General features: G+C 65.0%; 17 protein-coding genes. 9 read left to right on the forward strand and 8 right to left on the reverse strand.

Annotation, left to right across the window (positions count from 1 at the left end; genetic code table 11):
- Positions 1 to 59: 59 nt before the first annotated feature.
- Positions 60 to 452: a hypothetical protein gene (locus ACO06X_RS19510; RefSeq protein WP_421837787.1), complete on the reverse strand. Its 393-nt coding sequence runs from the start codon at positions 450 to 452 to the stop codon at positions 60 to 62.
- On the reverse strand, positions 442 to 630 hold the full coding sequence (locus tag ACO06X_RS19515; protein ID WP_298171769.1) for a hypothetical protein: 189 nt from the start codon (positions 628 to 630) through the stop codon (positions 442 to 444). The genes ACO06X_RS19510 and ACO06X_RS19515 overlap by 11 nt, the downstream gene beginning before the upstream one ends.
- 97 nt (positions 631 to 727) lie before the next feature.
- Here ACO06X_RS19515 and ACO06X_RS19520 point away from each other — a divergent pair, with 97 nt between their 5' ends.
- Positions 728 to 1,423 (forward strand): S24 family peptidase, encoded by a 696-nt coding sequence (locus ACO06X_RS19520; protein WP_421837788.1) that lies wholly within the window; start codon positions 728 to 730, stop codon positions 1,421 to 1,423.
- A gap of 61 nt (positions 1,424 to 1,484) precedes the next feature.
- Positions 1,485 to 2,153: an MBL fold metallo-hydrolase gene (locus ACO06X_RS19525; protein WP_421837789.1), complete on the forward strand. Its 669-nt coding sequence runs from the start codon at positions 1,485 to 1,487 to the stop codon at positions 2,151 to 2,153.
- A gap of 3 nt (positions 2,154 to 2,156) precedes the next feature.
- Here ACO06X_RS19525 and ACO06X_RS19530 read toward each other — a convergent pair whose 3' ends face one another.
- On the reverse strand, positions 2,157 to 2,555 hold the full coding sequence (locus ACO06X_RS19530) for an MAPEG family protein (protein ID WP_421837790.1): 399 nt from the start codon (positions 2,553 to 2,555) through the stop codon (positions 2,157 to 2,159).
- Positions 2,556 to 2,799: 244 nt separating this feature from the next.
- On the opposite strand from ACO06X_RS19530, the gene rpmF reads away from it, so the two are divergent.
- From rpmF to ACO06X_RS19555, 5 genes are all read left to right on the forward strand, one after another.
- The gene (gene rpmF / locus ACO06X_RS19535) at positions 2,800 to 2,979 is read left to right on the forward strand and encodes a 50S ribosomal protein L32 (RefSeq protein ID WP_292930218.1); all 180 of its coding nucleotides are present in this window, start codon (positions 2,800 to 2,802) and stop codon (positions 2,977 to 2,979) included.
- Positions 2,980 to 3,008: 29 nt separating this feature from the next.
- Positions 3,009 to 4,094, forward strand: coding sequence for a phosphate acyltransferase PlsX (gene plsX, locus ACO06X_RS19540; RefSeq protein WP_421837791.1), 1,086 nt, complete (start codon positions 3,009 to 3,011; stop codon positions 4,092 to 4,094).
- Positions 4,091 to 5,068, forward strand: a complete 978-nt coding sequence (locus ACO06X_RS19545; RefSeq protein ID WP_421837792.1) for a beta-ketoacyl-ACP synthase III — start codon at positions 4,091 to 4,093, stop codon at positions 5,066 to 5,068. The genes plsX and ACO06X_RS19545 overlap by 4 nt, the downstream gene beginning before the upstream one ends.
- Before the next feature lie 149 nt (positions 5,069 to 5,217).
- Positions 5,218 to 5,517 (forward strand): integration host factor subunit alpha, encoded by a 300-nt coding sequence (locus ACO06X_RS19550; protein WP_147159236.1) that lies wholly within the window; start codon positions 5,218 to 5,220, stop codon positions 5,515 to 5,517.
- A complete protein-coding gene (locus ACO06X_RS19555) occupies positions 5,504 to 5,953 on the forward strand; it encodes a MerR family transcriptional regulator (protein WP_421839955.1) in 450 nt (149 codons plus the stop codon). Before ACO06X_RS19550 ends, ACO06X_RS19555 begins: the two co-directional genes overlap by 14 nt.
- 206 nt (positions 5,954 to 6,159) lie before the next feature.
- Here the strand turns inward: ACO06X_RS19555 and ACO06X_RS19560 are convergent, their stop codons facing one another.
- Positions 6,160 to 6,705, reverse strand: a complete 546-nt coding sequence (locus ACO06X_RS19560; protein WP_421837793.1) for a SixA phosphatase family protein — start codon at positions 6,703 to 6,705, stop codon at positions 6,160 to 6,162.
- Positions 6,702 to 9,500, reverse strand: a complete 2,799-nt coding sequence (locus tag ACO06X_RS19565) for an ATP-dependent DNA helicase (protein WP_421837794.1) — start codon at positions 9,498 to 9,500, stop codon at positions 6,702 to 6,704. Before ACO06X_RS19565 ends, ACO06X_RS19560 begins: the two co-directional genes overlap by 4 nt.
- A gap of 181 nt (positions 9,501 to 9,681) precedes the next feature.
- Here ACO06X_RS19565 and ACO06X_RS19570 point away from each other — a divergent pair, with 181 nt between their 5' ends.
- Positions 9,682 to 10,563 carry a flagellin gene (locus ACO06X_RS19570; RefSeq protein WP_421837795.1) on the forward strand — a complete coding sequence of 294 codons (882 nt, stop codon included), beginning with the start codon at positions 9,682 to 9,684 and terminating at the stop codon, positions 10,561 to 10,563.
- Between the two features lie 52 nt (positions 10,564 to 10,615).
- Here the strand turns inward: ACO06X_RS19570 and ACO06X_RS19575 are convergent, their stop codons facing one another.
- Together ACO06X_RS19575 and ACO06X_RS19580 are read right to left on the reverse strand one after the other, a co-directional pair.
- Positions 10,616 to 11,203, reverse strand: coding sequence for a hypothetical protein (locus ACO06X_RS19575; protein WP_421837796.1), 588 nt, complete (start codon positions 11,201 to 11,203; stop codon positions 10,616 to 10,618).
- A 43-nt stretch (positions 11,204 to 11,246) separates the two neighbouring features.
- A complete protein-coding gene (locus ACO06X_RS19580; RefSeq protein WP_421837797.1) occupies positions 11,247 to 11,921 on the reverse strand; it encodes a nitroreductase in 675 nt (224 codons plus the stop codon).
- A 103-nt stretch (positions 11,922 to 12,024) separates the two neighbouring features.
- Here ACO06X_RS19580 and ACO06X_RS19585 point away from each other — a divergent pair, with 103 nt between their 5' ends.
- Positions 12,025 to 13,671, forward strand: coding sequence for a lysine--tRNA ligase (locus ACO06X_RS19585; protein WP_421837798.1), 1,647 nt, complete (start codon positions 12,025 to 12,027; stop codon positions 13,669 to 13,671).
- 191 nt (positions 13,672 to 13,862) lie between these two features.
- On the opposite strand, the gene ACO06X_RS19590 is transcribed toward ACO06X_RS19585, so the two are convergent.
- Entirely contained in the window at positions 13,863 to 15,023 is a 1,161-nt protein-coding gene (locus ACO06X_RS19590) for a serine hydrolase domain-containing protein (RefSeq protein WP_421837799.1), read from the reverse strand.
- Positions 15,024 to 15,036: the final 13 nt, after the last annotated feature.

Here is a 15,036-nt window from a genome sequence, read left to right on the forward strand (position 1 = left end):
GGCCGTTAGTAGGTGCCTTCGAGCAATGCTGTCTCCTTGAAGGGGAGTGAGCTTTCCGCTCACGCATCGTCCAGCAGCAGAAGCCCCAGTTCCACCGTCATGCACGGTTCGGGCAGCAGCACCTGATCGAGCCGCACCACCGCCGCATCGGCCACCAGCGTGCGCGGAATCGTGAACTCGTGCTCGGGCAATTGCGCCATGAGCTCTTCGGCTGCATCGCAAGCCTCCCAGCCTTCGTAGCGCAGCATGATGGTGTGGCGCGTGCCGGCGAAGGTCACGCTCGCCCAGGGCGCTTCGCTGTGCTCCATCAGCTCCGCGTGCGGCCCTGCCAGTGCCAACACGGCGCGCAGAAGCCGCTCGCCCGGGCTGATCCGTACACGCGGATGCGGCCTGCCTTCTCCTTCCGATTTGCGCTCGAGGGGCAGGGTGGGAAAAAGATGATCAAGCCACATGGCGGGCGCTCCGATAAGTGTTCATGAAATGTTCTACACGTGCTTCTGTCGCGGGACGGGGTTCGCGGCCATTGCGCAAGTCGTCGACAAAACGCGGGTCGTGCGCGGCGAGGCGGCCGAAGCGCGTGCGCGGCATGCCATGGTGGGAAAGGAACCGTTCGATCTTCCTGATCAGCATGGCTGAACCTCCGTGACGACTCGATGTAAGATTTTTCTTATGTTGACGTGTTAATCCTACAGGTCTAGGAAAAATCCTTCGAATATGGAGCTAGGCCATGAATTCCCGATTCGAGACGCAGCAATCCGGTGAAACCCCGATGGACCCCGCCCGTGCGCGCCTCATCGCGCTGGCGGCGGAGCGGGGGGTGAGCCTTTCGGCGCTCTCGGGCCTGCTTGGCCGCAATGCTGCCTATCTCCAGCAGTTCGTGCGCAAGGGATCTCCGCGCAAGCTGGAGGAAAACGACCGCCGCACCCTCGCCGAATTCTTCGGCGTCGATGAGGCTGAACTCGGCGCGCCGCCGCGCGAAACCGTGCTCACGGTGGGGGCAGGGCAGCCTGCCCGCACCGCCGATTGGGCCGATATCCCGCGCCTGCCACTCGGCGCCTCCGCCGGGCCGGGCACGCTGGCGCTCGATGCCGCGCCGGTTGACCGCCTGCGCTTCTCGGGCCGCTGGCTGCGCCAGCAGGGGCTGGAGCCGGTCATGCTCAGTGTGATCGAGGTCGAGGGCGATTCGATGGAGCCCACCTTGCGCGATGGCGACGAGATCCTCGTCGACCGCTCACCGCGCCCCTTGCGCAGCGGGCTCCATGTGATCCGGCTCGACGATGTTCTGCTGGTAAAGCGGCTTGAGCCGGGCTCTGCAGGCACGGTCCAGATCATCAGCGACAATCCCGCCTACCCACGCGTGGAGCGCCCCCGCACCGAAGTCGCCGTGCTTGGCCGCGTGGTGTGGAAGGGCGGGCGCATCTAGGATTTTTACCCCTCCGACCCGCCTCTTGCTTTGGCGCGTGGTAGCCGCCACTTTGAAGCCCATGACCGAAACGACCGAACAGCCGCTCAAGGCCGCCATCATTCCCGTCACCCCGCTCCAGCAGAACTGCACGCTGATCTGGTGCACCAAGACCATGCGCGGCGCGTTCATCGATGCCGGCGGCGATATCGAGCGGCTGCGCGCGGCAATCGAAAAGTCGGGCGTCACGATCGAGAAGCTGCTCGTCACCCACGGCCATATCGATCACTGCGGCATCACCGGCGTGCTCGCCAAGGAACTCGGAGTGCCGATCGAGGGCCCGCACGAGGCGGACCGCTTCTGGATTGCGCGGCTCGATGAAGACGGCAAGCGCTGGGGCATCCGCGGCGAAGTGTTCGAGCCCGACCGCTGGCTCACCGACGGCGACACGGTGACGGTGGGCGAGGTTGAACTCGATGTGATCCATTGCCCGGGCCACACGCCCGGCCATGTGGTTTTCGTCCATCAGCCATCGCGCTTTGCGGTGGTGGGCGACGTCATCTTCCAGGGCTCGATCGGGCGCACCGATTTTCCCATGGGCAACCATGCGGAACTGATCGCCTCGATCACCGAGAAGCTATGGCCGCTCGGCAATGATATCATGTTCGTTCCCGGCCATGGGCCGAACAGCACCTTCGGCCGGGAACGTCAGACCAACAGCTTTGTCAGCGACTACAATCTGATGCAGTAGGCTTTATGCCAAGGCGCTCATGATCGCCCACACGGCAAGGCCAAGCTGGGTGAGCAGCGTGATTACCGTGCCGATCATGCGGCCGATGCCGAAGCTGCCCCCGTCCATGCCAAGCCCGTGCGCCACGCGGCCAAGCATGAACACACCCGCGACGGCGGCAAGCGGCGTGCTCGCCGGGTGCGCAAATTCGAGCGCGGCGATCAACACCAGCACGAGCGGGGTGTTCTCGTTGAAATTGGCATGCGCGCGCATGCGGCGGATCAGCTTGTCGTTGCCGCCATCGCCGACCGAGACCTTCTCGGCTGTGCGCACCTGGCCGCAGCGGATCGAGAGCCAGATGTTGATAAGCGCGGCCGCTGCGACGGCGGCGAGAGTGATTGGCAACGTGATGGGCAATGTCATGATCAGGTTATCTCCCCTTTGGTATTGTTGTTACACCCCGCGGTCCTCCTAGCGGCCCGGAGCTTGCAAAGCATCCAAAAATCCGTATAGGCGCGCCTTCGCCCGCGATTGGCGATTCCAGCTTGCTGCCGATCTTCAGTCGGGCCGCCACCCAAAAGGCGCCCCAACAGGGGTTGTGCGCTGGTTCGGATTTGCCTATCGCGCTTGCCCGTAGACGAATTCAAGATCAGGAACAGGTGCCGCGATGGCCGTCCCCAAAAGAAAGACCTCGCCCTCCCGCCGGGGCATGCGTCGTAGCCATGATGCGCTGAAGGTTGATGCCTTCCATGAGTGCTCCAATTGTGGTGAGCTCAAGCGCCCTCACATGCTGTGCGGTGCTTGCGGGCACTACAACGGCCGCGAGATCATCGCCGTCGGCCTCTGATTTCGGCTGAGGGGGGAGACAGCCGCATTATGGCTTTGCCGCGTATCGCCGTCGATGCGATGGGCGGCGATGTGGGCGTGCGCGTCATGATCGAGGGCGCCGCACTCGCGCGTCGCCAGCACGATCAGTTCAAGTTCCTGCTGGTGGGCGATGAAACCGCCATCAAGCAGGCGCTCGAAGCGCACCCGAACTTGCGTGCCGCTTCCGAAATCCTCCACGCACCCGATGTCGTTGCCGGCGATGAAAAGCCGACACAAGCGCTCCGCCGCGCGCGCACCACGTCGATGGGCCTTGCGATCGAGGCGGTGAAGAGCGGCAGCGCCGGCGCCGCTGTCAGTGCGGGCAACACCGGCGCGCTCATGGCCATGTCGAAAGTCGCGCTGCGTACGATGCCGGGGATCGACCGGCCCGCGCTGGCCGCGCTGCTCCCAACGTTGGGCGACCACGATCTCGTGATGCTCGATCTCGGTGCCAACACCGATTGCGATGCCCGCAATCTCGTGCAGTTCGCCATCATGGGTTCGGCTTATGCCCGGATCGTCCACGGCCTGGCCGAACCGCGTGTGCGCCTGCTCAACATCGGCACCGAAGAAATCAAGGGCACCGACGAACTGCGCGATGCCGCCGCAATGCTCAAGCAGGCGGGTGAGGCACTCGCCTTTCGCTTCGATGGCTTCACCGAAGCAGACAAGCTTTCGCGCGGCGATGTCGATGTGGTGGTGACCGACGGCTTCACCGGCAATATCGCGCTCAAGGCGATGGAAGGCGCGGCGCGCTTCGTCGCCGATCTCCTGCGCCGCAGCTTTTCCAGCTCGCTGCGCTCGAAGTTCGGCTTCCTGATTTCCAAACCGGCGACCGAGCTGCTCAAGCATCATCTCGATCCCAACAATCACAATGGCGCGGTGTTCCTTGGTCTCAATGGTGTCGTCGTGAAAAGCCATGGCAGTGCATCTGCGCTGGGCGTTGCCCATGCGGTCGCGGTCACCGCGCGCCTCCTGTCCGAACGGTTGACCGAGCGGATTGCGGCGGACCTTGCCCAGGCCGGGCAGGAAGCCATGCGCGGCGCGACAACCCGCGTGCGGACTGCGCCTGAAACGCCGGGGGCACCGGCATGACGTTGCGTTCAGTCATTCGTGGCAGCGGCTCGGCGCTGCCGGTGCGCGCCGTGTCGAACGCTGAAATGGCGACGATGGTCGAGACGACCGACGAATGGATCGTCGAGCGTACCGGCATCCGCAACCGCCACATCGCGGGGGAGGGCGAGACTACCGCCACCCTCGCTACCGAGGCCTGCCGCAAGGCGATCGAAGCTGCCGGCATCGATGCCACCTCGATCGATCTGATCGTGCTTGGCACCTGCAGCCCTGACCAGACCTTCCCGGCGACTGCGACCATTGTGCAGAACGCGCTCGGCTGCCGCGGCGGCATTGCGTTCGATGTGGCGGCCGTCTGCTCCGGCTTCCTCTACGCCTTCGCCACCGCCGATGCGCTGCTGCGCACCGGCGCGGCTAAGCGCGCGCTGGTGATCGGCGCCGAAACCATGAGCCGCCTGCTCGATTGGGACGATCGCACGACCTGCGTGCTCTTCGGCGATGGCGCAGGCGCAGTCGTGCTCGAAGCCGTGGACGTGGATGAAAGCGACCCCATGGCACCCGGCATTCTCGCCACCCGCCTTCATGCCGATGGCGCGCATGGCGATCTGCTGCACATGGATGGCGGTCCTTCCACCACCGGCACGATCGGCAAGCTGCGCATGAAGGGCCGCGAAGTGTTCCGCCATGCCGTGGTGAACCTCGCCGCGGTGCTCGAGGAAGTGCTCGTGGCGAGCGGTTACAAGGCGGATGATATCGATTGGGTCGTGCCGCATCAGGCCAATGCTCGCATTCTCGATGCCACCGCGCGCAAGCTCGGTCTGCCGGAGGAAAAGGTGATCATCACGGTCGATCGCCACGCCAATACCAGCGCCGCCTCGGTGCCGCTGGCCTTTGATACTGCCGTGCGTGACGGCCGGATCAAGCCCGGCGATCTCGTCATGTTCGAGGCGATGGGCGGCGGATTTACGTGGGGAGCGAGCCTCGTCCGCGTCTGATTCAGCCAAAGTGGAAGCTGTGGCCCTACAGTTTTCGTTGCGGACCAATGCATTGGCCGATAAAATAGTGTGGAAAGCGGATTGTAAAGCGCGGCGGACACTGTATGGTGTCAAGTCAGCTTGTCGCTTTTTTATCGGGGGAATCGGGGATGCGTTCGGTGGGGACTCTTACTCGCGCTGATCTTGCAGAGAGCATTAATCGCCGTGTCGGCCTGTCTCGGGCGGATTCGCTCGGCATGGTCGAGTCCATTCTCGACCACATGTGCGAGGCGCTCGCTGAGGGCGAGAATGTAAAGATTTCCGGTTTTGGAACATTTCTGTTACGAGACAAGGCCGAACGCGTCGGTCGCAATCCCAAGACCGGTGTCGAAGTGCCCATCACCCCGCGCCGCGTCATGACGTTCCGCGCCAGTCAGATGCTGAAGGACCGGATTGCTGCCAGCAGTTGATTCCCCGGGTTCCGCGCCAAACACCGCTCCTGCGTTCCAGGACGGCAAGGCGCCCGATGCCCTGCGCACGATTGGCGAGGTAGCGAAGGCACTCGGCCTCAAGCAACATGTGCTGCGCTACTGGGAAGAACAGTTCCCGATGCTCCGCCCGCTGACCCGTGCGGGTGGCCGTCGCTACTATCGCCCTGAAGACGTCGCGCTCGTCGCGCGGATCGACCAGCTCCTCCACCGCGAAGGCTACACGATCCGCGGCGCGCTGCAGGCGCTTTCGGGGAAGGGCGGCGCCAAGCCTGCAGTTGCGCCCGCGCCGGTTTCCGAGCCTGCGACGAGCGCTGGCACCATGCCGGCTGAAGACGAAATCATCTCCGCCCTTCGCGTCCTGCGCCGCCACCTCGAAACGATCCGGGGCGGGCTGGCCGCGGCGCTGGAGGATTGAGGGCTCAAAGAAAGTAGAGCGTTTCTCGCAGAGACGCCGAGGAAACAGAGCGCGCAAAGATGATGCGCCAAGCAAAGGGCTCCTGCTTTTTCGATGCTTGCACCTGCCGCCGTGAGGTCGATTTGGTGCCGCTTCGCCGCCCCGATCAGCTCTCTGCGCTCTTCTTTCCCTTGGCGTCTCTGCGAGAAACAGAATCCAGCACCACCTCAATCGTTGAGCGTCGGCCCCAGGTCCGGATCAAGATCGCGCGGCCGCTTCATCGAAATCAGCCGCCCGCAGTGTTCCTCCAGATCGGCCCAGCGGTCGATGTTCAGCTCCATCACCGCAAAGGTCGCGGTGGGGAACTTCACTTCGACTTCCTCGCGCAGCGGGCTCGTGCCATCGTCGGGCACGAGGTCGAAGATCAGGTCTTCCAGGCCGGGGTTGTGGCCGATCATCAGCACGCTGGCCGGCTCGCCCGAAAGTTCGCGCAGCAGATCGATCAGTGTGGCCGAACTCGCCAGGTAGATGCGCCGGTCCCATTCGACCGGAAAGGTGTGGCCCCAGGCCTTGCTCGCTTCCTCGATCGTCTCGGCCACGCGCACGGCGGGCGAGGCGATGATGCGATCAAAGCGCAGGCAGGTGCTCTTGATATAGTGCCCCATCGCCTGCGCCCCGCGCACCCCGCGCGCATTCAGGGGCCGGTCGAAATCTCGCGCCCGCGCATCGGACCAATCGGACTTCGCGTGGCGCAGAAGAGCCAGGGTTTTCAAAGGCGGGTCTCGTCAATCGGGCTGGTCGGCGCAGGTGCTGCGGCGCTCTCTGAAACACGGCCCGCCACGCTTTGTAAAGCCGCATCAAGCGTCACGCGGCGCACCGGTGTGCCTGCTGGAAAGGCGGAGAGGAGGCGCGAGGGAAAGGCGGAGGAGAGCACCACGAAATGCCCCCGGTCCGTTCCGGTGCGGATCAGCCGGCCGAACGCCTGCGCCAGCCGCGCGCGGATGATGCGGTCGTCATGCGCCTGCCCCCCACCACGCTGATCGCCGCCGAATTTCTCCGCATGGGCCAGCCGCCGCGCGCGGTGGAGGATCGAGGGCTTGGGCCAGGGCACTTGCTCCATCACGACAAGGCGCAGCGAATGACCCGGCACGTCCACCCCGTCGCGCAAGGCATCGGTGCCGAGCAGCGAGGCACGCGGATCATCGCGGAAGATGTCCACCAGCGTGCCCGTATCGATCGGATCGACATGCTGGGCAAACAGCGGCAGCCCCCCGCGCGCCAGCCGGTCGGCAATCCGGCCATAGACTGCGCGCAGCCGCCGGATCGCGGTGAACAGCCCCAGCGCGCCGCCGCCCGAAGCCTCGATCAGCCGCCCATAGGCATTGGCGAGCGCGGGGATATCGCCCTTGGGCACGTCCGTCACGATCAGCACTTCGGCATTGCGCGCATAGTCGAACGGGCTTGCCGCCGCGAAGACCTGCGGCCGCACATCGAGATGCGGCGCGCCGCTGCGCGCGACGGCGCTGCTCCAATCGCCGCTCTGGGTCTCCGCGCCGTCGGTCAGCGTGGCGGACGTCATCATCACCCCGTGCGCGCCCGCCAGCACCGCCTCGGCAAAGGGCTTCATCGGATCGAGGTAGCGCCGGTGGAGGCCGATATCCCATTCGCGACCTTCCGATCGCTCGAGTGCCAGCCAGTCAACAAATTCGGGATCGCCCGGCCCGCCCAGCCGTGCGAGCAGGCTGACCCATCCGGCAAGCAGATCAGTGCGCCAGCCAATTGCCCCCCGCGCCCCTTCGATCCGCGCCCGCGCCGGGCCGTCGAGCCAGTCCGGCCCGTCCTCCATCAAGGCTTCCAGCCGCAGCGCAAGGCGCATCAGCGGCTGGCGCAGCGCTTCCAGCGCTTCCTGCGCGCGGCCTGCCACTTCGATGAAGCTGCCGCCAAGCTGCGCCGCTTCGGTCTCCAGCCCGTATCCCGCTTCCTGGCCCCCGCTTTCGTCACGCGCGAGCACCAGTTCGCGCGTTTCGGCCAGCAGATCCTCGATCGGACCGAACGGGGCGCCTTCGACAACCCGCGCCAGCCAGCCATCGCCCGGCAATGCGCTGGCCGCCTCGCGCGCATCGGCGATCGCGCGGGCACCTTCGTCGTCATAGCTCGCGACATCGGCGAGCCGCGCGGCGAGGCCCCGGCGGCGTCCGCGCTGGCTGCCTTCGGGGCCGATCACCCAGCGCCGCAGTTCCACCGTTTCAGCGCCGGTCAGCGCGGCGGCAAAGGTGCTGTCCGCTGCCTCGAACACATGGTGGCCTTCGTCGAACACGATCCGCGTCGGCCGCTGCGATTGCTCGCGCGCGCGGGCGGCGTTGATCATCACCAGCGCGTGGTTGGCGATCACCAGTTCCGCCCCCGTCGAAGCCCGCGCCGCGCGCTCGATGAAGCATTTGCGGAAATGCGGGCACCCGGCATAGACACATTCGCCGCGCTGGTCGGTCAGCGCGGTGATCCCCCGCTTGCGAAACAGCGTGCCCAGCCAGCCTGGCAGATCGCCGCCGATCATGTCGCCATCCTGGCTATAGGCAGCCCACCGCGCGACCAATTGCGCCATGATCGCTGGCCGCCCGGTAAAGCCGCCCTGCAGTGCGTCTTCAAGGTTCAGCAGGCAGAGGTAATTCTCGCGCCCCTTGCGCACCACCACTGGCGGGCCGGAGCGTCCGGCCTGCACTGCGCGCTCGGGCGGGAAGGCCGCCCGGCTTTCGCGCCGCAGCTGCCGCTGCAGGGCCTTGGTGTAGGTCGAAACCCACACCGTCCCGCCCGATTGCTCGGCCCAGAGGGAGGCGGGTGCGAGATAGCCGAAGGTCTTGCCGGTCCCGGTTCCCGCTTGCGCCAGCACCATGTGCGGCTGGCGCTGGTGCCCGCGCGGTGCAAACATCGCGCCCGCCGCCCGTGCATAGGCCTGCTGCGCCGGGCGCGCTTCCGCCCCGCTGCCGGTCAGCTCGGCGAGCCGCGCTGTGATCGCATCCTCATCGAGCGTGATCTGCGCCGGCTGTGGCCGCTCTGGCGCCTCCTCCCATTCCGGCAGGCGCGAGAACAGCCAGCGTTCGGCGCGCTGCGGCTGCGCAACGCGGGGGCTCAGCAGCCCCGCCCAGGGCCAGCGCAGCCGCACCAGCGATTGCAGCGCGCTCCACGCGCCTTCGCGCTCCGGCCAGGCAGGATCCTCGCAGACGGCGAGCAGCGCATCCGCCGCCGCCTGCAGCAGGGCGGGTACGCCGTCGTCGCTCGCCGGCTCTGCCAGCCTCAGCGCCTGTGCCAGCCCCTTGGGCGTCGGCACCATGAAGCGCGCGGGGTGGATGAAGGCGAAAAGCTCCAGCAGATCGAGCCCGGAGAGGTCCGGATAGCCCAGCCTGCTCGCCACCAGCGGCGCATTCAGCAGCAGCAGCGGCGTATCGGCCGCCGCCATGATCGCCTCGCCTTTGCCCACCGGCCGGGTGCCGGCAAAGTCGCGCAGCCAGCAGCCACTATGGCTGGCGTGGATCGCCGGGACGGGGATCGCGGGGAGGGAAGTGGCAGCCATCGCCCGCGCACTAGAGAGGAAAGCCCGGAGCGGGGCAAGCCGGGGGCTTACGTGCTTTCCCCCATTGGCTTCACACCAGCTTGCAGGGCGCATGCCTTAAACCCGGCAAGGTTCGGCCGTTCTGGCCTTTCGGGACATGAACGGAGCCCCACGCTCCGGCCCATAGTGGAGAATGGGAATCATGGCAGTTATCAATACCAATATCAGTGCGATCCGCGCTTCGAACGCCTCGAATTCTGCCTCGAAGATGGCGGGCGTCGCGATGGAGCGGCTCTCGACCGGCAAGCGCATCAACGGCGCCAAGGACGATGCCGCGGGCCTTGCGATCACCACCACCATGACCTCGCAGATCAAGGGCATGAGTCAGGGGATCCGCAATGCCAACGACGGCATCAGCTTCGCGCAGACCGCCGACGGCGCGCTCAATGAAGTGACCGCAATGCTGCAGCGCATCCGCGAGCTGGCCATTCAGGCCAAGTCGGCGACCTATACGGACACCGACCGCACCTCGATGCAGTCGGAAGTCGCCAACCTCACTTCGCAGGTCAGCGAAGTGCTCGAAAAAACCACGTTCAACGGCACCAGACTATTCACCGTAGTCGGCGCGGCTCCTGCGGCGAATGGCTCGGACGATGCCACGTTCTCGATCCAGACGGGCAGCAACACCACCGACACGGTGGACCTGCGCAGCAAGGCGATCGACGGCACCAAGCTGTTTGGCGCCGCCAACACGACTTACGATCCGGCGACGAGCCCGCAGGCCATCGACGTCAGCACCGCCACGGCGGCCGGCACGACCATGGACAACGTCGATGCCTCGCTCACCGCAATCAACGTCGCGCGCGCGGAGTTCGGTTCGGGCCAGAACCGCCTCGAATCGGTGATCAACAACCTCACCGATAACGTGACGAACCTCTCGGACGCGCGCAGCCGCATCCTCGATACCGATTATTCGGCGGAAACGACGATGATGGCCAAGGCCCAGATCCTGAGCCAGGCTTCGACCGCGATGATCGCGCAGGCCAATCAGGCCCAGCAGAACGTCCTCTCGCTGCTGAAGTAACCCTCTCACCCCTCCCGCTTGCGGGAGGGGCCGGATGAGGGCGTGCTTGAACTCAGGCCGTCCGCGCCCTCTGCTCCAGCAGCAGGCCTTCCAGCCGGTTCACCCCCGGCACGCCGAACACCTCGAAACGTTCGGTTACCCGGTCGCCATCGCTGTCGCGGCTGGTGCCGGTCTGGATGCGCAGGGTGCCGTAGCCATCGGCATCGGCGGTCACGTCGATGGGGCCCATCTGGCTGATCAGCACGCTGGCGCTTTCACGCTTGGTGCCGGCCGAAACGCGCAGCAAGCGCTGGTCGGTCAGGCCATAGATCGTCTGCGCCGCCTTGCGCCGCGCCTTGAACGGCATCCACAACATGGTCAGGCCAATGCCGATAAAGGGCAGGCCGAAGAGCGGGAAGATGATCCCGAAGCTCCACTGGATGCCGAGCGGCGTGTGCGTGCTGGCCATCCACGGCAGCAGGGCCATGGCTTCCCAGAACAGCGCAAAAGCCGTCCATGGCACCGCAAAAAACCAGATCGCGAACACGGCGCGCAGCCGCGACGGGTCCGGCCTGCCGCTCCACAGCAGACGTTCCCCGGGCATCAGTTCGCGCCGCAGGATCGATTCGAGTTCGGGCGAGGGCAGGTTAGGTGCTTCCATGTCGCCGAAAATGCCACGCGCCGGTTAGGAGGACGTTACAGCTTCAATCGAACCCCACGAACGTCGCCGCCTCCGCCACCGACTTGCGCTCGGAAACCACGGCATTGGCGGGGAAGCTCTCGTCCGGCCAGCCGAGCGCGATGCTTTTCATGATCACCTGATCGTCGGCGATCCCGGCATGTTCGCGCACCACTGGCGATTGCATGATGCCCTGGCTGTTGATCACCGTGCCGAGCCCGCGCGACCACGCGGCATTGACCAGCGCGTTGACCACCCCGCCGCAATCGAACGGTGTGTCGTCGCTCCCCTGCAGCACTTTGTCATAGGTCACGATCACGCAGACCGGCGCATCGAACTGGCGAAAGCCGCGCAGCACCCAGTCCTGCCGCATCGCCGCGTCATCGCGCGCGATGCCCATTGCCGAAAACAGCTGCTTCGCCACGCCGATCTGCCGCTCGCGGTGAACGCCCGCAAACGGTTCGCCCTTGCGGAACTCGCGCGAATCCGGCTCACCGGCAAGAATGCGCTCGGTGTTGCCCCGCCGGATACGCGCCAGCGGCTCGCCGGTGATCACGTAGAAATTCCAGGGCTGCGTGTTCATCGAAGTCGGCGCGCGCATCGCGATTGCCAGGATTTCCTCGATCAGCTTCTGTGGCACCGGATCGGGCTTGTAGCCCCGGATGCTGCGGCGCCCAAGCATGACCTCATCGTATTCCATACCGTCTCCCAAACCCTGTTTCCCGATGCGGTAGCGACCCAGCGCCCGCCCGCACAAGCTTTTCCTTGCGCTCAAGTGGGGCATCCGCAAAAGGGAGCCCGCTATGGAAAACGCAGAAAACCCCGCACCGCTTGACGTCTTCACCGCCAGCCAGACCTCCAAGGCCTGGCCGTTCGAGGAAGCGCGCAAGCTCATCAAACGCTTCCCCGGCGGCAAGCGCGATGCGAATGGTGATCTCGTCCCCGTGCTGTTCGAGACGGGCTACGGCCCCTCGGGCCTGCCGCATATCGGCACCTTCCAGGAAGTGCTGCGCACCACGCTCGTCCGCCGTGCTTATGAAACGCTGACAAGCGGCCACCCCACGCGCCTGATCGCCTTCTCGGACGACATGGACGGGTTGCGCAAGGTGCCGGACAACGTGCCCAACAAGGCCGTCCTTACCGCGAAGCTCGGTCATCCGCTCACCCGCATCCCCGATCCCTTTGGCACGCACGAAAGCTTCGCGCACCACAACAACGGGATGTTGTGCGATTTTCTCGACCGGTTTGGCTTCGAGTACGAATTCGTCTCGGCCAGCGACCGCTACAACTCCGGCGCGTTTGACGATGCGCTGAAGAATGTCCTGCGCAAGTTCGATGCGATCATGGGCATCATGCTCCCCACTTTGCGCGAAGAGCGCCGCCGCACGTATTCGCCCGTCCTCCCGATCAGCGAAAAGACCGGCGAAGTGCTGCAAGTGCCCGTTGAAGTCGTCGATGCCGAAGCTGGCCTCGTGCGCTTTGAAGATCAGGGCGAGATGGTCGTCCAGTCGATCCTCGGCGGCAAGTCCAAGCTGCAGTGGAAGGTCGATTGGGCCATGCGCTGGACCGCGCTGGGCGTCGACTACGAGATGTGCGGCAAGGATCTGACCGACAGCGTCACCCAGTCCGCCCGCATCACGCAGGTCCTTGGCGGCAAGCGCCCCGAAGGCCTGATCTACGAGCTGTTCCTCGATGAGAACGGCGAGAAGATTTCCAAGTCCAAGGGCAACGGCCTCACCATCGAGCAGTGGCTGGAATACGGCAGCGAGGAAAGCCTCGGCTTCTACCTTTTCCGCGAGCCCAAGAGTGCCAAGTCGCTCCACGCCGGGATCATCCCGCGCGCGGTCGATGAATACTGGCAGTTCCGCGAAAAGCTCCCCAGCCAGCCTATCGAACAGCAGCTCGGCAACCCGGTGTGGCACTTGCTGCGCGCCAATGGCTACCACGGCGGGGACGGCGATACGCTCCCCGTCACTTATGGCCTCCTGCTCAACCTCGTCGGCGTGCTCGGCGCGCAGGCAACACGCGCGCAAGTCTGGTCCTACCTCGCCAACTACGTTGCAAACGCTGATCCCGCCGCGCACCCCGCGCTCGATACGCTGGTCACGTCAGCCTTGGCGTACAACCGCGATTTCGTCGCCCCGACGCTGAAGCGCCGCAAGCCCGAACCCAATGAGGCCGCCGCCCTCGCCGCGCTCGACGCCGAACTGGCCGCAACCGACGACAGCGCCAGCGCCGAAGACCTCCAGACCATGGTCTACGAGATCGGCAAGGACCCGCACTACGGCATCGGCGCGCTGCGCGATTGGTTCAAGGCGCTCTACGAAACGCTGCTCGGCTCGAGCCAGGGCCCCCGCATGGGCAGCTTCATCGCGCTCTATGGGATCGAGGGGACTCGGCGCCTCATCGCAGAAGCGCTGGAAGGCGTGGAACTGCCGGCGGAGGAGTGAACCAGGTCGAAGCCATTCCGGCCCCCGGCGTCAGGTTGTGCTGAGTTTGTAGCAGAGGAGTACGTAAGTCAGGATTTTGTCCTGAAAATCCTGCCTCCTCGTCAGGACAGGCTCTGACCTGCCACAGATGCCAGACATGAAGCGCCGATCCAGCTGGATCGACATCGCCTTCAATTGTAGGTTTTCGGGCCTCAATGCACCAGAATGCTAGCGATTTTTGCCGAAATCGGCTGGGCCGCACCGTCCGTGTTGGTGAGGACGATGATCGTGATGCCTTCAGCGACATAAGTCTGCATGTCAGAATCGAAACCGGCGATTGACCCGCTGTGGCCGATGATCTGGCGGGCGTTTTCTGTGTGGTGATCGAGGCCGAATGCGTAAAAGCCGGGAACCAGTCCCGGGGGCGGCGGCGAAGCCTTGCCGCCCGGCCACGCGATAGCGGATTGGTTCAAGGCGCCGCCCCGCAGAAGGCCGGGAGCCAGCATTTCCTTCAAGGACTGCGCCTTCAGCAGCCTGCCGCCGAACAAGGCGGCGTGCCAGCGCGCTACGTCGATCACGGTCGAACGCAAGGCGCCCGCGGCGAAGGGAACGCTCATGTCCGTGAAGTCGGCATTGCGAAACCGACCTGGCGTCCCGCCAGCAAGGCTGTAGCCCGATGCGCGGCCGGGTACGACATCATGCGCATCGTCTGCCGCCGTGTCCGCCATGCCGAGCTTGTCAAAAATCTCGGCCTTCATGAAGGAAGGCCAGCTCACGCCGGAAACCTTCTCGATCACGGCACCAAGTATCGCGTAGTTGGAGTTGCTATACCACCAGCCCGTGCCCGGGTCGAAGTCATACGTTGGAGATTGGTGGGCAATCTCGTCAATCAATTGGTGCACGCTCGCGCCACTGGTGGAAATCCGGTCAATGACGGGTCCGTCGGTAAAATTGTGGATGCCGGATGTATGGTTCAACAGGTCTCGCAAGGTGACCTCGTTTGCCCTTGGAAAGTCAGGCAAATACGATGACAGCCTGTCATCGATCTTCAATTTTCCCTGTTCAGCGAGCAGCAAAACACCGGCGGCGGTAAATTGCTTCGTCAATGATCCGATGCGAAACACGGTCTTTGCGTCGACGGAGCGTCCCTGCTCGATGTTCGAGCGTCCAAAGCCTTTCGCAAAGACCAACTTCTCATTGCGGAGGATCGCCACCGCAATGCCCGCCGCCGCCCCGGACGAAACCTCCTGCCTTGCCGCTGATTCTATCGCTGCCTCTTCGGAGCGAGCTAGGACGGGTGCTCTCGAGAATGCCGCGATCGGCATGAGGCTTGCCGCAAACGCGACGACCATCCCGAGCTGAAGTTTCGTCAAGCGCACAGATCAG

The organism is Novosphingobium sp. (assembly GCF_965229225.1).
Classification (GTDB): domain Bacteria; phylum Pseudomonadota; class Alphaproteobacteria; order Sphingomonadales; family Sphingomonadaceae; genus Novosphingobium.